At 62.7% G+C, this 18,537-nt stretch carries 12 protein-coding genes, 1 tRNA gene and 1 pseudogene; 5 read left to right on the forward strand and 9 right to left on the reverse strand.

All coding sequences use genetic code 11. The features are described 5' to 3' along the window. Positions 1–8 precede the first annotated feature (8 nt). Together ACWYRN_RS06165 and ACWYRN_RS06170 are read left to right on the forward strand one after the other, a co-directional pair. Positions 9–4,511: an AAA family ATPase gene (locus tag ACWYRN_RS06165; protein WP_488691620.1), complete on the forward strand. Its 4,503-nt coding sequence runs from the start codon at positions 9–11 to the stop codon at positions 4,509–4,511. 168 nt (positions 4,512–4,679) lie between these two features. Further along, positions 4,680–5,608, forward strand: a pseudogene (locus ACWYRN_RS06170) (IS5 family transposase). Between the two features lie 164 nt (positions 5,609–5,772). Here the strand turns inward: ACWYRN_RS06170 and ychF are convergent. From ychF to ACWYRN_RS06215, 9 genes are all read right to left on the reverse strand, one after another. Further along, the gene (ychF, locus tag ACWYRN_RS06175) at positions 5,773–6,864 is read right to left on the reverse strand and encodes a redox-regulated ATPase YchF (RefSeq protein WP_229437720.1); all 1,092 of its coding nucleotides are present in this window, start codon (positions 6,862–6,864) and stop codon (positions 5,773–5,775) included. A gap of 218 nt (positions 6,865–7,082) precedes the next feature. Next, the gene (locus tag ACWYRN_RS06180; RefSeq protein WP_488691621.1) at positions 7,083–8,180 is read right to left on the reverse strand and encodes a patatin-like phospholipase family protein; all 1,098 of its coding nucleotides are present in this window, start codon (positions 8,178–8,180) and stop codon (positions 7,083–7,085) included. Between the two features lie 146 nt (positions 8,181–8,326). After that, a complete protein-coding gene (gene pth / locus ACWYRN_RS06185; protein WP_488691623.1) occupies positions 8,327–8,911 on the reverse strand; it encodes an aminoacyl-tRNA hydrolase in 585 nt (194 codons plus the stop codon). 130 nt (positions 8,912–9,041) lie between these two features. Further along, on the reverse strand, positions 9,042–9,632 hold the full coding sequence (locus tag ACWYRN_RS06190) for a 50S ribosomal protein L25/general stress protein Ctc (protein ID WP_488691624.1): 591 nt from the start codon (positions 9,630–9,632) through the stop codon (positions 9,042–9,044). Positions 9,633–9,821: 189 nt separating this feature from the next. Next, positions 9,822–10,772 (reverse strand): ribose-phosphate pyrophosphokinase, encoded by a 951-nt coding sequence (locus ACWYRN_RS06195; RefSeq protein ID WP_229437725.1) that lies wholly within the window; start codon positions 10,770–10,772, stop codon positions 9,822–9,824. 148 nt (positions 10,773–10,920) lie between these two features. After that, positions 10,921–10,997: transfer RNA gene (locus ACWYRN_RS06200), tRNA-Gln, on the reverse strand. Positions 10,998–11,068: 71 nt separating this feature from the next. Further along, entirely contained in the window at positions 11,069–11,950 is an 882-nt protein-coding gene (gene ispE, locus ACWYRN_RS06205; protein ID WP_488691625.1) for a 4-(cytidine 5'-diphospho)-2-C-methyl-D-erythritol kinase, read from the reverse strand. Continuing rightward, the gene (locus ACWYRN_RS06210; protein WP_488691626.1) at positions 11,947–12,462 is read right to left on the reverse strand and encodes an outer membrane lipoprotein LolB; all 516 of its coding nucleotides are present in this window, start codon (positions 12,460–12,462) and stop codon (positions 11,947–11,949) included. Before ACWYRN_RS06210 ends, ispE begins: the two co-directional genes overlap by 4 nt. Before the next feature lie 141 nt (positions 12,463–12,603). Further along, positions 12,604–14,382 (reverse strand): tetratricopeptide repeat protein, encoded by a 1,779-nt coding sequence (locus ACWYRN_RS06215; RefSeq protein ID WP_488691627.1) that lies wholly within the window; start codon positions 14,380–14,382, stop codon positions 12,604–12,606. 152 nt (positions 14,383–14,534) lie between these two features. Between ACWYRN_RS06215 and mutM the strand changes: the two genes are divergently transcribed. From mutM to mutY, 3 genes are read left to right on the forward strand one after another with little or no spacing between them, the layout of a single operon-like run. After that, a complete protein-coding gene (gene mutM, locus ACWYRN_RS06220; RefSeq protein ID WP_488691628.1) occupies positions 14,535–15,368 on the forward strand; it encodes a bifunctional DNA-formamidopyrimidine glycosylase/DNA-(apurinic or apyrimidinic site) lyase in 834 nt (277 codons plus the stop codon). Positions 15,369–15,391: 23 nt separating this feature from the next. Then, positions 15,392–17,311 (forward strand): dynamin family protein, encoded by a 1,920-nt coding sequence (locus ACWYRN_RS06225; RefSeq protein ID WP_488691629.1) that lies wholly within the window; start codon positions 15,392–15,394, stop codon positions 17,309–17,311. Next, positions 17,311–18,432, forward strand: a complete 1,122-nt coding sequence (gene mutY / locus ACWYRN_RS06230; protein ID WP_488692783.1) for an A/G-specific adenine glycosylase — start codon at positions 17,311–17,313, stop codon at positions 18,430–18,432. Before ACWYRN_RS06225 ends, mutY begins: the two co-directional genes overlap by 1 nt. The last annotated feature ends 105 nt before the right edge of the window (positions 18,433–18,537 follow it).

The following is an 18,537-nucleotide window of genomic DNA, read 5'->3' on the forward strand; positions in this document are numbered from 1 at the left end:
GGCTCATCATGAAAATTGGCGATTTAATTGGTTTTCGTTCGGACTTGTTCTTCGATGGGGCCGTCCAGTTGCTGTGGGCGGATGATCAGATCAAGCGTGCGGACGAGGCGGCACGAAGCTTCGTGTTTCACGGCCCACGCTACCACGGGGTCAACAAAGACGCGCACGGCGATGAGATCTATCGCTTAACTGACACAGCAACGCTAACAGCAGATCTTCTTACTCGTATTGCCGACGAGACCGCAACACACAGCAATCCGTTTTCGCTCGCGATCGCCGGCTACGGCTCGGGTAAATCGCACTTTGCCTTGGCGCTCACTCGTCTGTTACGCGAGCCTCACTCAGGGTTAAGTGAGCAAATCCTGTCTAACCTAACGCTTGCCGAGCCTCGGGCGGCCGACAGCGCACGACAAGCATTAGGGAAGATCGAGAAGCCCGCCCTTGTGATCCCACTCGACGGCACCGGGAACTTCAATCTTGGCAATGCATTGAGCGCATCGCTGTTCCGCTCGCTCAAAGAGCATCAGATCGACGACCGCGCGCTGCGTGAACTGTCACCACGGTTTGATGACGCGGCGAACTTCGTACGTCGCAACCACGAACTACGAACCAGCGAGTTCATGGCCCGGTTCCCGAATCGAACGCAGCAGGACATTGTCGATTTGCTCGAAGCGCGCGACGAAGACGCCTACGCCCTAGTGGACGCGCTGTATTGGGAAGCGAACGGCGCGCACATCCCGGTATCGGGGCGCGAATCCATCCAAGATCTCATCACTGCGTTCTGTGAGACCTATTGCTCACAAGACGGCCCCTACTCGCGTTTGGTCATCGTGTTCGATGAATTCGGTCGCTTCTTGGAATACGTGGCTGAACGTCCCGCGCTCGCAGGCGACTCGGCGCTGCAACAGATCTTCCAGGGTATTCAGGACAATGCATCGCGAGCACACTTCCTGGGCTTCATCCAATATGAACTGAAGGCATATCTGGCGCGCTTAGGCAACCGCGACGCCATGCATATTCAAAAGTACATTACGCGCTTCGACGTCGCTAAGAAGTACTACGTGTCGTCGAATCTCGAAACGATCATCGCGCACCTGCTCGAAAAGAAGGACGAGGCGGTTCTTGAATCGACGCTTGGTCAACAACGATCTGCTCATCAAGCGCTGCACGTGATGATGACGGCACTGCTGCCAGGACTCAAACAACTACCAGTATGGAATGACCCGGTGGAGTTCGGCCGTGTCATCGTTCGTGGTTGTTGGCCACTACACCCATTGGCAACCTGGTTCCTGACGCGCCAGCAAGACATTGTTCAGTCGCGCTCGGCAATTACCTTCGTCAAGAACGCCGTCGATACCGCCCTCGACCGTGAAGCCAACCAAGGGCAGTACCTAACGACGATTCCGGCCAGCCGCATTCTTGCCGGCGAAATGCTGACGGAAATGCTCGCGGCGGAGCGTGCTCACGGCGGCGTTACCGTGGACAATCTCATGGCTGCGCTTGCGAAATATGACGCTCAGCTTGACGAATTGGACCGGGGCTTGCTCATCGCTATCGCCTCAAGCAAGAAGATGCGGGTGGTGTCAAGTGAACAGGACACCTACAACCGTCTCCTCGTAGAGTTCGTTGGGCGCCCCATCGATACATGTCTTTCACATCTAACGCGTCTCGAACAAGAGCTTGGCGTGATCGCGTGGAGCAAGGAACTCAAGCAGTATGAGGTCGTTACGGATGCGGCGACTCGCGGGCAGTATCAGAAAGACTTACGCGCTAAGCTCGCTCATGTCAGCCCGACAGATGCCAAAGAAATCTTCCTCACGCGTGCAAAGGCATGGAGCGAAGACCTGTTCAATGATATCTCGACCACTTTTGGGCATGAGTTCGAGATTCCCACCCTCGAGTGGAGCTTTACGGCCCAGCTCACGAATGAGCAACGTGTCGGCGTCGGTGTTCAGAATGCTTTTAACGATTGGCGCCAGGCAGTCAAGCCAAGTCAATCGAAGGGCCAGATCCTCTACTGTCTGGCTAGCCCCGATGCTGACCTGGCAGCCTTGCAACTGCAAATTCAAAGCGTCTATGGTCTGGAGCTGAAGAAGTCGGGCGCGACAGCCGCTCCAATATGGACGGTTGTACTTTCTGATCGATCGGCGCGGGTTCAGCAATACCTCGCGACCCTGTATGTCTTGGATGAGGGCTTTGACCGCAACGAGCAAGAACGTTACGCACGCTTTATTCCCGAAGAGCGCGAGCAGGCCAAGCAAGGCCTGCGGGCCGCGCTTCGCGACACCATCAAGGACCGCGTGTCGCTTGTGGCAGGAACGGAAGTCGCAGCAGGACGACTCAATGCAGAAGCGAGCGCCATCTTCAAACAGGTATACGCGCAAGCACTCCCCTTCCCCTTTGATGGGCTCAACACGCTCAACGGTAACGGCAGCGCCGATGTCGCCGTGTTGTCGCGCGCCTTGTTTGGCAGAGAAGTGTCGCAGGCCTGGCTGGCAGTGCAACAAGTCAAACTGCAAAACCGCGTTCGCACCGTCCTTGGAACCTCTTGGGGCGTCCTCTCCCGCGATGCGCAGATAAAGCCGATTCCTGACAATCCGCAGATCCGCGCAGTCTTACAGCAACTAGAGGACGCGCATAAATCGGACCGGCAGCGCACCTTGGCGGATGACCTCGCGATGCTGACCAAGCCGCCATTTGGCTGCAGTCTTGCGTCGGCTTCCCTGTTGATTGCGCTGTTTGTTGGGAAATCAGTGCCGCCGCGTGCGATTCAATACCAGCAAACCGGCATCTCTCTGAAAGAGTGGCTGGAAGCCGCGTACGGAACAAACGGCAGGTTCTTGTCGGAGGCAGCCCTGCAGAAGACGACCGTCCTATTCCTGACCGAAGACGCCTTGACCCGCTGGCAGGTCTTTATGAACGCTTGGGAAGCGGAGACCACCCTCGAAGGCAACGTCAAGCGTTGGAATGAAGCCGAGCGCATGCGCTCACACGACCCACTGCCAGAACAGCTTGAAATCAATTTCAAATTCTTGCGTCAGAAGGCCGAGGCGGACAATGAGCAGCTGTGTAGCCACACCGGCGTACTTGAGGCGCTCGAGCGTCGTCTTGAAGGCGCGCTGAGAAATAACAACGTCCAAGAATACGTTGCTGTCGCAGACAAATACCTAACAAGACGTAAAGAGATGACTGCTCAGCCGAGCCGGTGGACCGGTGAGCAGCTTGAAGAAGTAAACGTCTTGTGCACTGAGATGGCGAACCTGACTCGTGAGGCCATGCCAAAGTGGATTCCTTTGCAAGCCTGTAATGCGCTCGAACAGATTCAAGATTTCAGGACTAAATTAAACCGCGTGCAGCGGACACTGGAAGGCCTAGGTATCAGGGATCAAGCACGGGCCATGGAGCAACATACGCAGGAGATGATTGCTAACGTCCAGGAGCGATACAAATACAAGACCGCATTGGACAGCGCCGCCGATCTGATCAGGACCCCGGATCCGTTGGCGTCAACGCCCCTACGTGAAGTTAGCGACCAGATCGAAAAAGCACAGGCATTGGTTCGCCTGTTGACCGAAGCTCTCAGCACGCTCACGAAAACGGATGACGTAAACGCCCTGATCGCACAAGTTCAGGAAAAGCAGCAAAAATTACGAGACTTCCGCAAGCAGCGGCAACAACTTTATGTTGAGCTTTTTGATATCGTCCCTGCAACAACCCAGGACGCACGTGATGTTCTGCACCGACTCACCCTCGTCGGCCAGCAATTTTCAGGCACTCGTGACGCCGAGGATATACAACATCGGATTGAAACGTGTACTGCCCTCGTCAGCTTGCTGACCGAGTTCGACAATATCGCCGGCTCCGCCGACGACGTCGCGCATCTCTTGCAAATAGCGTATGCATCATCAGTCTCTAGCGTTACCGCCGCTGTGGGTGTCGATGACGACGACGAACTCGACGAGGAGCAGGAATGGATCAAAACATGTGTCACGCGCTACATCGATGCGCGTGAAGCACTTGCGAAACAGCGTTCCAGCGTCTGGACTGTTGCAGCGTTGGAGGAACTGACAGGTCTGCTGGACAGGCCAGAACAGCTTGCTCAAGAGGGGCTTCCGGAAAAATTTGCTTCGCTGCCTGCACAACTATCGACTGCAGACCGCGCTCGTGTCACCACAAAGCTCGAAGCTCTGGACACGTTACGTAGTCAAACACTCGAATACGCAAGAGCGGCCAAGTCAGCAGCATGGATCGCCCAGTTGCAAGAGCAGCTCTCTTCGCTGGCAACCTTATCGGAGCGAGCCTGCAGCGAACTTCTGTCGGCCTTACAGGCATGCCCTCCCTACGTTTCGGCGCTCGAGTATGAACAACTTGCAGACGCCAAAAAGCAAGTTGAAAGACGAATTGATGAGCTGGACATCTCTGCTCTTGTGGCTCGCATTAACGCAATGTCAGCCGAGAAACGGGCTCTAGTCTTACAAAAACTCCTCGCATTAGAACAAGTAGCAGCTTGAATTGTTCTTCGGACAGCTATACCGACGTCGACCTCCTTGCGAAACCGACGTCGGTATAGCGCACGGTATTTGACACGCCAAGCCAGTCGCTATTGCATCCTGAGAAGGCTTTGTTGCGTAAATCAGGCTCGGCCAGTGTAGAACGCCTCGGTCTGTTAGCCTGAACGGATGAAACCAGCTCCACAGAAGTACCGCACGACCAACTAGAAGGCATACAACGAAGCCCTCAAGGCACGCGGCTCGCTGCTCATCTGGCTCAATCCGAAGATGAACTGGCACGGCCAGCCGAGCGGCAAGCGCGGGCGCAGCCAGATGTTTAGCGACGGGCGATCCAGTTCTGCCTGAGCATCAAGTGCCTATTCAATTTGCCGCTGCGCCAGGCCATGGGCATGACACAGAGCCTGCTGAGCCTGGCTGGACTCGATTGGTCGGTGCCGGACTACAGCACGGTAAGCCGGCGGCAAAAGACACTGCAGGTGACCATTGGCGCCATGCCGACGACGACAGGATTGCATCTGCTGGTGGACAGTACTGGCATCAAGATGCTGGGCGAAGGCGAGTGGAAGACGAAGAAGCATGGCGCGGAGTATCGCCGCCAATGGCGCAAGGTGCACCTTGGGATCGACGCATCCACGTTGGAGATCCGGGCCATGGAGGTGACCGACAACAGCATTGGGGATGCGCCTGTCCTGCCAGCGCTGCTCGACCAAATTCCTGTCGATGAGAAGATTGCCAGCGTCAGCGGCGATGACGCTTATGACACGAAGGACTGTCACGAGGCCATCGCCCTGCGCGCCGCTCAGGCCATCATCCCGACCCGAACGAATGCCAAACTCTGGAAGGCGAACCGCTGCGGTGCCGATGCGCGTAACGAGATACTACACACGACACGCAGGCTGGGCCGGGCAATCTGGAAAAAATGGAGCGGCTACCACAGGCGTAGCCTTGTCGAAACCAAGATGCGCTGCTTCAAGCTGCTGGGCGAACGCGTCATGGCACGCGACTTCGATCGTCAGGTCGCCGAACAGCAAGTGCGAGCTGCCGTGCTGAACCGCTTTACTCGACCGGGTACCCCGGTTACGGTCCCAGTATTGTAAAACGAGCTACAAATAGCGTTAGCTCGGCCTTTGCTCGATTTGCTCAACAAAGCCTTATTGCATGCAACAAAAAGAAACAAGAAAGCCCCGATTTACGGGGCTTTCTTGAAGATTTCAGGTAGTTTTTGCAAGGTTCTGAAACCGCCTGAAATGGCTAATTCGAATCAGACGTTAAACAAGAAGTTCAACACATCCCCATCCTTGACCACATACTCCTTGCCCTCGGCGCGCATCTTGCCCGCTTCCTTGGCGCCCGACTCGCCCTTGTAGGTGATGTAGTCGTCGAAACCAATGGTCTGCGCGCGGATGAAGCCGCGCTCGAAGTCGGTGTGGATCACGCCGGCTGCCTGCGGGGCGGTGGCGCCGACCTTCACGGTCCAGGCGCGCACTTCTTTCACGCCGGCGGTGAAGTAGGTCTGCAGGCCGAGCAGTTTATAGGCGGCGCGGACCAGGCGGTCCAGGCCCGGCTCTTCCATGCCCATGTCGGACAGGAAGGCTGCCTTGTCGGCGTCATCCAGGTCGGCGATTTCCGATTCGATGGCAGCGGAAATGGCGACGATCGGGGCGTTCTGCTTCTTGGCGAATTCGGTCAGCTGGTCCAGCAGCGGGTTGTCGGTGAAGCCGGTGTCCGAGACGTTGGCCACGTACATCGCCGGTTTCGCGGTGATCAGGTGCAGTTCGCGGATCAGGAACATCTCGTCGGCGTCCAGGCCGAGGGTGCGCACCGGCTGGCCTTCGTTCAGGTGCGGCAGCATGCGCTCGCACAGGGCGACCAGCTTGGCGGCGTCCTTGTCGCCCGAGCGGGCTTTCTTGTTTTCGCGGTGGATCGCCTTTTCGACGGCGCCCAGGTCGGCCAGGGCCAGTTCGGTCTGGATGACTTCGATGTCGTCGATCGGGCTGACCTTGCCGGCCACGTGGATCACGTTCGGGTCTTCGAAGCAGCGCACCACGTTGACGATGGCGTCGGTTTCGCGGATGTGCGACAGGAACTGGTTGCCCAGGCCCTCGCCTTTCGACGCGCCGGCCACCAGGCCCGCGATGTCGACGAATTCGACGATGGCCGGGACGATGCGCTCCGGCTTGACGATCTCGGCCAGCTGGGCCATGCGCGGATCGGGCACCTCGACCACGCCGACGTTCGGCTCGATGGTGCAGAACGGGTAGTTTTCAGCCGGGATGCCGGCCTTGGTCAGCGCGTTGAACAGGGTGGACTTGCCGACGTTGGGCAGGCCGACGATGCCGCATTGGAGACTCATGGGAATTCTTTCTCTCGATGATGATGAGCTGTAATGCCACAGCTCGGAAACCCCGCATTGTAACCCGGGCAGCGTGCGAATGCCGCAAAAACAGGCGCGCGGGCCGGGTCTCGGCCTACGCTGCGCAACAGGCAAGGGCTGGCCGAAATGGCGCCGGAATGCCTGGCTTCGTGCAGCCGGAATGCGTCTTGCCGGGACCGGACTTGCGCTCGGGCCGATCAGATCGCGCGCAGGCGCGCCGGATCGGGCCGCTCGATGAAGGCGGCCAGTTCGTCGCGCAGGCGCCCGCCTTCGGCCATCGCCGTGTTCCAGGCCTGCACGCGTGCAGCGTGGTTCAAGCCGTAGAACTTGAAGTCGGCGCGGTCGGGCAGCTTGGCGCGCGGCAGGGTCTTCAAGAAATCCTGCGACGGCGAGACGATCAATACGTTGTCGAGCCAGCCGCGGTTTGGGCCGCGGGCGCAGCGGCGCCAGGGCAAGGCCTTGTCCAGCCAGCCCGGCACGATGTGCTCGTTGAAGTGCGGGTAGAGCACGATGCCGTCCGGGTCCTGCTCTTCCACGCGCGCATACGGCAGGGCCAGGTTGTAGTCGATGATGCCGCCGTCCCAATAGTAGCCTTCCGGCACGCCGGTGATCCGCGTGACCGGCTGCATGATCAAGGGCAGCGTGCCCGAGGCCAGCAGGCCGGCCGCCAGGTTTGCGCGCGTGAGGGCCGCGAAATGGGTGGTAAAGGCGTCGAACTTGTTGCGCAGCCAGGGTGCGCCGTCGCGGGTGTCGCCGATCACCACGCGTTCGAGCAGGCCGCCCAGGCGTTCGCGCGAGGCGAAATTGGTCAGGGCCGCTTGCGCGAAGCCGCGCATCTCGGCGCGCCGGTGCGTGGGCGCGGCCAGGCCGCCCTTGCCGCGCACGGCCAGCAGGTGCAGGCGGTGGTGCGGGTGCTGCACGATGTCGTCTTCATGGCCGCTGACGAATTCGCGCAGCAGTTCCTGTACCACCGCGTTGATCTGCTGCGGGCTGGGCTTGGTGCTGGTGTAGCGCTGGCCGGCGTACAGTTCGCCCAGGCGGGCAAAGGCGCGTACCGGGTCGCGCTGGCAGGCGGCGGCCATGCGCCAGGCGCCGATCGAGGAGCCGATCAGGGTGCGCTCGCGTGGGCTGGATGGGAGCCATTCGCCGAATACGTATTGGTCGAGGTCGCGGAAGATCAGGCCTTTCGGGCCGCCCGCGGCGGCGGGGACGATGGCGATGTCGGCGGCGCGCAGGCCATGGCTGCGGATGCGGGCCAGTGCACGGGGGCCGGCGTGGAAGTTGAGGGCGCTCATCGGGGGATTATCGCAGGTAGCCGGGGATCGGGTCCTGGACAATGTGCGAGCGACGGATTGCCGTACGTGGTGCAAGGAGGCGTTCGTACCGCGTGGGCACGGAGTGCCTAGCGCGGCCCGGCCCACCGTACGAGATACGGCGCGGGTCAGGCGGTGTGCAGCTGCATCGTTGCGGCGTCGAGCTTGCCTTCGACGGCGAGCGGGATGATGCGCAGGGCCTTGTCGATCGACTCTTCGATCAGGCTTTGCTCTTCGCGGCGCGGGCGGTGCAGCACGAAGTCGGCGACGTTCTGCTGCAGGTTCAGGCTACGCGGGTGGCCGATGCCCAGGCGCAGGCGCCAGTAGTCCTGGGTGCCGAGGGCGGCGGTGATGTCCTTCAGGCCGTTGTGGCCGCCCGAGGAGCCGCCCTTCTTCAGCTTGGCGACGCCCGGCATCAGATCGAGCTCGTCGTGCACGACCAGCACTTCGTCGGGGTTGATCTTGAAGAAGCGCGCCAGCGCGCCGACCGACTGGCCGGAACGGTTCATGAAGGTCAGCGGTTCCAGCAGCCAGACTTCCTTGCCGGAGATGGCGGTTTTCGCCAGCATGGCGTTGTAGCGGCTTTCGCGCTGCAGGCGGCAGCCGGGCAGGCTGTTGGCGAGGTTGTCGACCAGCCAGAAGCCGGCGTTGTGGCGGGTTTGTTCGTATTCCGGGCCAGGGTTGCCGAGGCCGACGATGAGGCGGATGGACATAGCGGTCGCGTCAGGAAAAAGAGGATTATCGCCTAAACGGCGATGGACCAGAAAACAAAAAACCCGCCGGGCGCGAGCCGCAGCGGGTTTTTCTCGTGCAGGGCTACCCGAAGGCAGCGCCGAAGAATAATTACTTGGCTTCTTCGGTTTCGGCAGCAGCTGCGCCACGCGGCACCGAGGTGGTGACGATGGTCAGGTTCTGGCCGTGGGTCAGTGCGGTCACGCCGGCTGGCAGTTTCAGGTCGTCGGTGTGGATCGAGCCGCCGACTTCCAGGGCGCCCAGGTCGACTTCGATGAACTCTGGCAGTTGACCTGGCAGGCAGGCGACTTCCAGTTCGTTCAGCACGTGCGACACGATGGCGCCGCCCAGCTTGACTGCTGGCGAGGTCTCGGCGTTGATGAAGTGCAGGGCGACCTTGGTGTGGATCGGCTGCGAAGCGTCGACGCGCTGGAAGTCAGCGTGCAGGACCAGTTGCTTGTATGCGTGCATCTGGAAGTCGCGCAGCAGGACTTGCTGGGTCTGGCCTTCGATTTCGAGGTCCAGCACGGAACCGTGGAAAGCTTCTTTCTTGAGCGCGTGGTACAGGGCGTTGCCGTCCAGGGCGATCAGGACCGGGGCTGCTGCGCCGCCGTAGATGATGCCTGGGGTTTGGCCAGCCTTGCGCAGGCGGCGGCTCGCTCCGGTGCCCTGCAGGGTGCGGTTGAATGCAACTACTTTCATGTGAAACTCCATAGGTGTGGGGCACATGCGGGACATATTCCGCTTGAACCCCGGTTGTTGCCCGTCCCCGCGACCAGGGACCGGCTTGGCTGAGCACTGACAACGTGCTCAAGAAATCCGAATTTGCTTACAGTACAACGGCGCGCCGGGCATGAAGCCGGGCGCGCCGCGAAATGATGCTTGTCTTGCTTAGTCGACGAACAGCGACATGACCGAGTCGCCCTTGACGATACGCTTGAAGGTCTCGGCCAGCAGCGGAGCACAGGTCAGCTGGCGGATCTTCGGGCAGGCAGCGGCGGCGGCCGACAGCGGAATGGTGTCGGTGACCACCAGCTCGTCCAGCGGCGAGTTCGAGATGCGGTCGATTGCAGGACCCGACAGGACCGGGTGGGTGCAATACGCCACGACTTTCTTGGCGCCACGTTCTTTCAGGACTTCGGCGGCTTTCGTCAGCGTGCCCGCGGTGTCGACCATGTCGTCCATGATCACGCAGTTGCGGCCTTCGACTTCGCCGATGATGTTCATGACTTCCGACACGTTCGCCTTGGGGCGGCGCTTGTCGATGATCGCCAGGTCGCAACCGAGGCGCTTGGCCAGGGCACGGGCGCGGACCACGCCGCCGACGTCCGGCGACACGACCAGCAGGTCGTCGTAGTTCTGCTTCTGCAGGTCGCCCAGCAGCAGCGGCGACGCGTAGATGTTATCGACCGGAATGTCGAAGAAGCCCTGGATCTGGTCGGCGTGCAGGTCCATGATCAGGACGCGCTCGACGCCGGCTTCTTCCAGCATGTTGGCGACGACTTTGGCCGAGATCGCGACACGCGCCGAGCGCGGGCGGCGGTCCTGGCGGGCATAGCCGAAGTAAGGAATCGCGGCCGTGATACGGCCAGCCGAGGCGCGCTTGAGAGCGTCGACCATCAGCATGATTTCCATGAGGCTGTCGTTGGTAGGAGCGCAGGTCGATTGCAGCACGAAGACGTCTTTACCGCGGACGTTCTCGTTGATTTCGACCATGACTTCGCCGTCCGAGAATTTCGAGACGACTGCTTTACCGAGAGGAATACCGAGGCTTTTTGCGACCCCTTCTGCTAGCGCCGGATTAGCGTTGCCGGTAAAAACCATCAGGTTTTCGTAAGCCATGGGAGTCCTGAGAGAAGAGCGTTGATACTTTTGAAAAACAATCAGCCGGCTATACCGGCTGATTATGCTTTAAGGTCTGTACCGCCTGGTGCGGTACCGCCTATTTCATCCGCTGGACACATTCGTATCGACAGCCAGATAAAACGAATGGCAGGGGAACAAGGATTCGAACCTTGGTATGCCGGAATCAAAATCCGGTGCCTTAACCAGCTTGGCGATTCCCCTACGCAACTTACAGCTTGCCGCTTTGCTTGACTATTCTAACCGTCATTCGCTGCGACAGGCAAAATTTTATTCTACAACATACTGTTTTGCAAGAGCTTTTTTATCGGGTGCCGTGCCAGCGATCTCGCTTTCCACGCTGTCCACTTGCCTGGCACCTGGCCCAGCACATGGTTCGCTTCAGCTTCGCCAGGCAGCGCAACAAACACGCAGGCCCCGGAACCCGTCATCCTGGCCGCGCCATATTGGCTCAACCATTCAATCGCCTCCCCTACTGCTGGAAACAACCTGACAGCAACTCCTTGCAAATCATTTCTTCCGAAGCCGCTGATGTTTTGCGCCTCAGGAAAGTCCGCTATTCTGACGGGTTTGCTGTCTCTTGTCAAATCGTGTGCGGTAAAAATTGCTGGGGTCGGTACGGAGACGCCCGGCTCGATCACCACATACCAGCAATCCGGCCCCTGTACGGGCTGCATCGCCTCCCCGATTCCTTCCACGAACGCGGTCTCGCCAAAGAGGAAAAAGGGAATGTCGGCGCCCAGCGGCAAGCCGATCTCCATCAGTTCCTCGTCGCTGAAACCGCCCTGCCACAGATGGTTGGCCGCCATTAGCGCGGTGGCCGCATCCGACGAGCCGCCGCCGAGGCCGCCGCCCATGGGCAGGATTTTATCCAGGCGCACGTCGATGCCGCGCACGGCACGGCCGTGACGCTGTTCGAAGGCATCGGCCAGGCGGCGCAGCGCGCGCACCACCAGGTCGGATTCTTCCGGCACACCCGGTACGTCGTTGACGCGGCGAATCAAACCATCGTCGCGCACATCGAAGTGCAGGGTGTCGCCGCGGTCGATCAGTTGAAAGATGCTTTGCAGCAAGTGGTAGCCATCGGCGCGGCGGCCGACGACGTGCAGGAACAGGTTCAGCTTGGCAGGCGCCGGGCAATCGTGCAGCGATTTCATGAATTGGACGGAACGATGATGATGCGGATTTCCAGCTCGCCGGAAGCGGTGGTGCGGGCGGCGTCGATGCGCTTGGGCAGCGGGTGCGCTGCCGTTTCGTCCTGCCAGGATGCGAAGCGCAGGCGCCAGCCGTCGCGCGTGTAGACGCTGTTGTTGGCCGGCGAAGCGGCGAAGCGCTTGCCGTCGGCGCCGACGGCGTAGCCCTGCAGCCAGTCGCGCAGGCCGGCCACCGGCAACTGCCAGCCGAGCGCCTGGGCGGTGAGCGTGTCGATGTCCTGCGCTACCAGCGGTTCGCGCCCGGCCTGGGTCAGCGTGGCCTGCTGCGGCGTGACGCTGATGGCGGCGAGCTGGCTGAACGAGGACGACAGCGTGACGTCGATGCGGCCCGGCTGTTGCGACCAGGTGAAGTTGCCGGTCAGCGAATCCGGTTGGCCTTCCTTCAGGTAGTTCACCGACAGGCGGCCGCCCAGTTCGATGGTCTCGCGGTAGGCGCCCACGGTGGACTGGGACACGGGCGCGCTGGCGCAGCCGGCAAGCACAGCGGCAATGACAAGCAGAGATAAGCGTCGGGTGATTGGCATCGGTCGGAATAGAAGTTGAAAAACAAACGGCGGAACAGGTCCGCCGCCGGTCGTTAATGGTATTGAATTATTTCACAGGGACAGGCGCAGGCGCGCCAGCGTGCTGCGCAGGGTGTCGTTCTGCGGGTCCTTGGCGCGCGCTTCCAGCCACAGCTTCTGGGCATCGGCGCGCTTGCCCTGCTGCCACAGCACTTCGCCGAGGTGGACCGCGATTTCCGGATCGCGGCGCAGGCTGTAGGCGCGCCGCAGGTGACCCTCGGCGGCATCGAGGTTGCCGAGGCGGTATTCCACCCAGCCCATGCTGTCCATGATGAAGGGGTCTTCCGGCGCCATGGCCATCGCCTTTTCGATCAGCGCACGCGCTTCTTCCAGGCGGATGTTGCGTTCGGCCAGCGAGTAGCCGAGGGCATTGTAGGCATGGTGGTTGTCCGGGGCCAGGCGCATGACTTCGCGCAGGGCGGCTTCCATGTCGTCGACGCGGCCGGTTTTTTCGGCCAGCAGCGCGTAGTCGTAGAGCAGGTCGGGGTTGCCCGGGAAGCGCTTGGTGGCGGCCCCCATCAGCGTATAGGCCTGTTCGGCCTGGCCAGCGTCGCGCAGCACCTGGGCTTCGGCCGCCAGCACCTGGGCCTGGGCCACGGGCTCGCCGGGTTTCAGCGACGCGAGCAGGCGGCGCGCGGCCGGCACGTCGCCGCTTTTTCCGAGCAGCTGGGCGCGGCGCAGCTGGACGCCGAACACGGTCTTTTCGTCGCCTTCGGGCAGTTTATCGAGCCAGCCGACGGCGGCCTGCAGGTCTCCCCGCTCCTCGGCCAGCTGCGACAGGATCAGCAAGGCTTTCGAGGGGTCGCGCTCGTCGTCGGGATTGCGGCCCAGCACTTCCACGAAGCGCGAGAAATAGCGCTCGGCAGCCGGCGGGTCATTCAGCTGGGTCGACAGCACGCCCAGCGCATACAACGTGGTGACATTGTCCGGCTGCTGGCTGTCGAGCAGCAGGAACTGGCGCCGCGCTTCCTCGTACTGCTTGTTGTTGACCAGGATGCGGGCATGCGCCGCGCGCACTTCGCGCGCCTTCGGATTGGCGGCCAGGAACTGTTCCAGGCGTGCCGTGGCCTGGGCCTCGTTCTCGCTCGATTGCGCCAGGGTCAGCATGGCGATTTCGGAATCGGGCTTCAGGGCCAGGGCGGCCTGCGCCTCGCGTACACCCTCTTCCCGGGCGCCACGTGCCAGCGCCGCCTGGGCCAGCACCACATGGCCCTCGACCGTGTCGCGGTAAGGCGCGACCAAGCGCACGAGCATGGCGTTCGCCGCTTCCTTGTCCTTGGCGCGTGACAGCAGTTGCTGCACCTGGTACAGCACCACGCCGCGCACCGCGGGCGGCGAGCCGGCCAGGCGCTTGCGGAAGATTTCTTCTGCGTCGGAGATATTGTCGGACAGGATCACCATCCCCAGATAGTATTGCGTCGCTTCGTCCGACTCCGGATCAAGCTTGCGCCATTCGCGCACGGCTGCCAGGGTATCGTCGGGCTGGCGCGCGGCCAGGGCCATTTCGGCGGCGCGGCGCGCCAGGCGCGGGTCGCGCGTCTGCTGGGCCAGGGCCAGCATGGTGATGTAAGGACCTTGCCAGTCGCCATTGCGGAAGGCGAACTCGGCACGCAGCAGCTGGTTCAGCAGGGTGCTGGTGAGCTCGACCTTGGGCAAACGCGCCAGTTGCGCCGCTTTCTCGGCCTCCGCGGCGGCCTCGGCGGCCTGCTGCTCGGTTTCAGCATCTGCAGCCGGCGCGCCCTGTGCATTCGCCTCGGCCGGCGTCGCCGGCTGTGCCGCAAGCGGCGCGCCAGACTGCGGCTGTGGCGCCACAGCGCATGCCGCCAGCACACCGGAGAGAGTTACAATGACGAAAGCGTTTTTCAAAGCATGTCCATATCGGGAAGGATGTCCCGATTCTACGCCCAAGCCCCGCAACGCGTGCGCGCCCGCAACACGAATTTACAAGTATTTGTCAGATTTTCATGCCTGAACTCCCGGAAGTAGAAGTCACCCGGCGCGGTGTCGCGCCTCACCTGGAAGGCCGCGTGGTCGAGGAAGTCGTGTTCCGCCGCGAGGGCCTGCGCTGGCCCTTCCCTGCCCACATTGCCGCGACCCTGGTCGGGCAGCGCATCGAGCACGTCAAGCGGCGCGGCAAGTATCTGCTGCTGGGCTTTGCGGGCGGCACGCTGATCGTCCACCTGGGCATGTCGGGCCACTTGCGCGTGCTGCCGCCCGGTATCGAACTGAAGAAACACGATCACTTCGACCTGGTGGTGTCCGATGGCAGCCAGAGGCAGGTGCTGCGCCTGCACGACCCGCGCCGCTTCGGCGCCGTGCTCTGGCATGCGAATGACGACGGCGAGCTGGAGCAGCACATCCTGCTGCGCGGCCTGGGCGTGGAGCCGCTGGAAGACCAATTTTCCGCCGAGCTGCTGTACCGCGCCACGCGCAAGCGCAGCGCGCCGATCAAGCAGGTGCTGCTGGCCGGCGACATCGTGGTTGGCGTGGGCAATATCTACGCCTGCGAAAGCCTGTTCCGCGCCGGCATCAACCCGAAGACGCCGGCCGCGCGCATCAGCCGCGCGCGCTACGAAAAACTGGCCGTGGCGATCCGCGAGATCCTGGCCGCCGCCATCGTGCAGGGCGGCAGCACGCTGCGTGACTTTATTGCAGTAAATGGGCAGTCAGGATATTTCCAGCAGACATATTTCGTCTATGATCGAGCAGGAGTGCCGTGCAGAAATTGTGGCGCCCCGATCCGACAAATCAAGCAGGGCCAGCGCTCCACCTTTTATTGCGCCACCTGCCAGCGCTAATTCCTGAAGAGCGGGTGAGAGAGATGCAACAAATACAAGAATACGGCGCCTGGCGCGCCGCCATTGCGCGTGCGCTGGACGCTTACCGGGCCGCGCTGCAAGCGCTGGAACTGGGCGATGCGGCGACGCTGGCGCGCGTCGGCCAGGCCCAGGCGCGGGTGCGCGACGACCGCCTGTCGGTAGCCTTTGTTGCCGAATTCTCGCGTGGCAAATCCGAACTGATCAACGCGATCTTCTTTGCCGACTACGGCAAGCGCATCCTGCCTTCGGCCGCCGGCCGCACCACCATGTGCCCGACCGAGCTGCTGTACGACGCCGCCCTGCCGCCCTGCATCCGCCTGCTGCCGATCGCCACCCGCGCCAGCAAGCTGTCGACCGCCGATTACCGCGAGGACCCGTCGGCCTGGACCGTGATCCCGCTCGATCTCGACGCGCCCGACAGCATGAGCGCCGCCTTCCGCCAGGTGAGCCTGACGCGCCGCGTGCCAGGCGAGCAAGCCCAGGGCTACGGCCTGTACGACCCGCTCGACCCGGACCACGCCGACGCCCTGGGGCCGGACGGCACGGTCGAGATCCCGCAGTGGCGCCACGCCATCATCAACCTGCCGCACCCGCTCCTGAAGCAAGGCCTGGTGATCCTCGACACGCCGGGCCTGAACGCGATCGGCACCGAGCCCGAACTGACCCTGAACCTGATCCCGAACGCGCACACGGTGCTGTTCGTGCTGGCCGCCGAAACCGGCGTCACGCGCAGCGACATCGATGTCTGGCGCACCCACATCGGCGCCGGCCCGGGGCGCCTGGTGGTCCTGAACAAGATCGACGCCATGTGGGACCCGCTCAAGGACGACGCCGGCAACGAAGCCGAGATCGCGCGCCAGCAGCGCGGCGTGGCCCAGCAGCTCGGGCTGGAGATCGACCAGGTGTTCCCGGTATCGGCCCAGCAGGCGCTGGTCGGGCGCATCCACGGCGACATGGATTTGTTCGAGCGCAGTCGCGTCGGCGCGCTGGAAGCGGCCCTGCTGCACAGCCTGATCCCGCAAAAGAAGACCATCCTGGCGCGCCAGCTGCGCGACGACCTGGCCACGCTCGAAGGCGCCCTCGGCGCGGCCCTCGGCGCACGCACGCGCGACCTGGTCGAGCAGCTGCAGGAACTGAAAAGCCTGCGCGGCAAGAACCAGGCCGTGCTGGCGCTGATGATGCGCCGCATCGAGGCCGAGCGGAAGGACTTCGACGCCGGCCTCTTGCGCCTGCAGGAAGCACGCACCCGCTTTGCCGCGCTCTCGACCCAGCTCTACACCCTGCTTGGCGCGGACGGCGTGGCGCGCCAGGGCGAAAGCGTGCGCCTGGCGCTGCAGGCCTCGCGCTTCGCCACCGGCATGCGCGCCCCGGTGCGCGCCTTCTTCGACGAAGCGCGCGCGGCGCTCGATGCCTCGGAAGCCAAGGTCGGCGAGATCGCCGCCACCACCGAAGCCATGGTGCGCAGCTTCGCGGCCGAACACGGCCTGACGCTGTCGCCGCCGCCCTCGCTCACCCTGGCGCGCTACCGAGAAGAGATCGACGCCATCGAAACGCTCTACCTGAAGCAGTTCGGCACCGCGACCCTCTTCATGACCAGCCGCGCAACGCTGATGGAGCGCTTCTTCGACTCCATCGCCTCGCGCGTGCGGCGCGTGTTCCGCGCCGCGAATGCAGACGTGGAGGCCTGGCTGAAGGTGATCATGGCGCCGCTCGAAACCCAGATCCGCCAGCACAAGGAGCAATTGCGCCACCGCCTGGCCTCGATCCAGCGCATCCACGACGCCACCGACAGCCTGGAGCAGAAGATCGCCGCGTTCGAGGCGCGCCAGGGCGAGCTGGAACGCCAGCGCCGCCAGGTGCAAGACCTGGGCGCGGCCGTATGCACGGCGCTCGACGAGCCGGCCATGCTGGAGGCGGCGTGATGCGTGTGAAGGAATTCGCCCAGTTCGATGCGCTGGCCGACCCGACGTTTTCGGAAGCGGTGATCACCTGGCAGCGCGCGCACGGGCGCCATACCCTGCCCTGGCAAAACACGCGCGACGCCTACCGAGTGTGGCTGTCGGAGATCATGCTGCAGCAGACCCAGGTGGCCGCGGTACTCGGCTATTACGCGCGCTTCCTGGAGCGCTTTCCGAACGTGCAGGACCTGGCCGCGGCGCCGGTCGAGGACGTGATGACCTACTGGAGCGGCCTCGGTTACTACACCCGCGCACGCAACCTTCACGCCTGTGCACGGCGTGTGGTGGCTGAATACGGCGGCGTGTTTCCAAGCGATCCCTTGTTGCTGGCGGACTTGCCGGGGATCGGGCGCTCCACCGCTGCCGCGATCACGGCGTTCTCGAACGGCACGCGCGCGGCGATCCTGGACGGGAACGTGAAGCGCGTGTTCGCGCGCGTGTTCGGAGTCGAGCAGTATCCGGGCGAGAAGCGGGTCGAGGAAGCCTTGTGGCGGCGTGCGGATGCGCTGCTGCCGCTCGATGGGATCGAGTCTTATACGCAGGGGCTGATGGACCTCGGTGCGACGCTGTGCACGCGCTCGAAGCCCGACTGTGGGCGCTGCCCGCTGCAGGCGCGCTGCGTGGCGTATGCGACCGGGCGCACGGCGGAGCTGCCGGTGCGCAAGCCGAAAAAGGCGTCGCCGGAAAAGCGGGCGGACCTGCTGGTGGTCGTGTTCGATGGCGAGGTGCTGCTCGAGCAGCGACCGGGCAGCGGGATCTGGGGCGGGCTGTTGTCGCTGCCCGAGGTCGAGGGGCATGTGGCGCTGGGGGATGCGATGCCGGCGTCTCTTGCGCCTGCTTCGTCGGTGATGGCGGGTGCGCTGGCGCGATTTGGGGAGCTCGACGAGGTACAGGCGCTGCTGCCGCTGGTGCATGTGTTCACGCACTACAAGCTGCATGTCTTTCCGCACAAGGTGACGCCGCTTGTGCGGCCTGTGGCGCCGGCGGGGTGCGTGTGGTGGAAGCTGTCGGCGATCGAGGAGGCGGCGTTGCCGGCGCCGGTGAAGAAGCTGTTGCTGGAGTTGGGGCGGCCGAGTTTGTTTTAACGGGATTGGCGGCTGGTCCAATCTGCTTGGTGGCGAGGCTTTCGCTGGAAGTCCTCCGGGAAGCTACACGGAAGAGATTAGGACCATGCCGCGTGGGCACAGGTG

Source organism: Massilia sp. BAP21 (genome assembly GCF_057801335.1).

What these genes read in the sequence shown, in the direction of transcription:
- ACWYRN_RS06165 (WP_488691620.1), top strand. Translation starts at nt 9, where the DNA reads ATGAAAATTGGCGATTTAATTGGTTTTCGTTCGGACTTGTTCTTCGAT.
- ychF (WP_229437720.1), bottom strand. Translation starts at nt 6,864, where the DNA reads ATGAGTCTCCAATGCGGCATCGTCGGCCTGCCCAACGTCGGCAAGTCC.
- ACWYRN_RS06180 (WP_488691621.1), bottom strand. Translation starts at nt 8,180, where the DNA reads ATGAGCGCCCTCAACTTCCACGCCGGCCCCCGTGCACTGGCCCGCATC.
- pth (WP_488691623.1), bottom strand. Translation starts at nt 8,911, where the DNA reads ATGTCCATCCGCCTCATCGTCGGCCTCGGCAACCCTGGCCCGGAATAC.
- ACWYRN_RS06190 (WP_488691624.1), bottom strand. Translation starts at nt 9,632, where the DNA reads ATGAAAGTAGTTGCATTCAACCGCACCCTGCAGGGCACCGGAGCGAGC.
- ACWYRN_RS06195 (WP_229437725.1), bottom strand. Translation starts at nt 10,772, where the DNA reads ATGGCTTACGAAAACCTGATGGTTTTTACCGGCAACGCTAATCCGGCG.
- ispE (WP_488691625.1), bottom strand. Translation starts at nt 11,950, where the DNA reads ATGAAATCGCTGCACGATTGCCCGGCGCCTGCCAAGCTGAACCTGTTC.
- mutM (WP_488691628.1), top strand. Translation starts at nt 14,535, where the DNA reads ATGCCTGAACTCCCGGAAGTAGAAGTCACCCGGCGCGGTGTCGCGCCT.
- ACWYRN_RS06225 (WP_488691629.1), top strand. Translation starts at nt 15,392, where the DNA reads ATGCAACAAATACAAGAATACGGCGCCTGGCGCGCCGCCATTGCGCGT.
- mutY (WP_488692783.1), top strand. Translation starts at nt 17,311, where the DNA reads ATGCGTGTGAAGGAATTCGCCCAGTTCGATGCGCTGGCCGACCCGACG.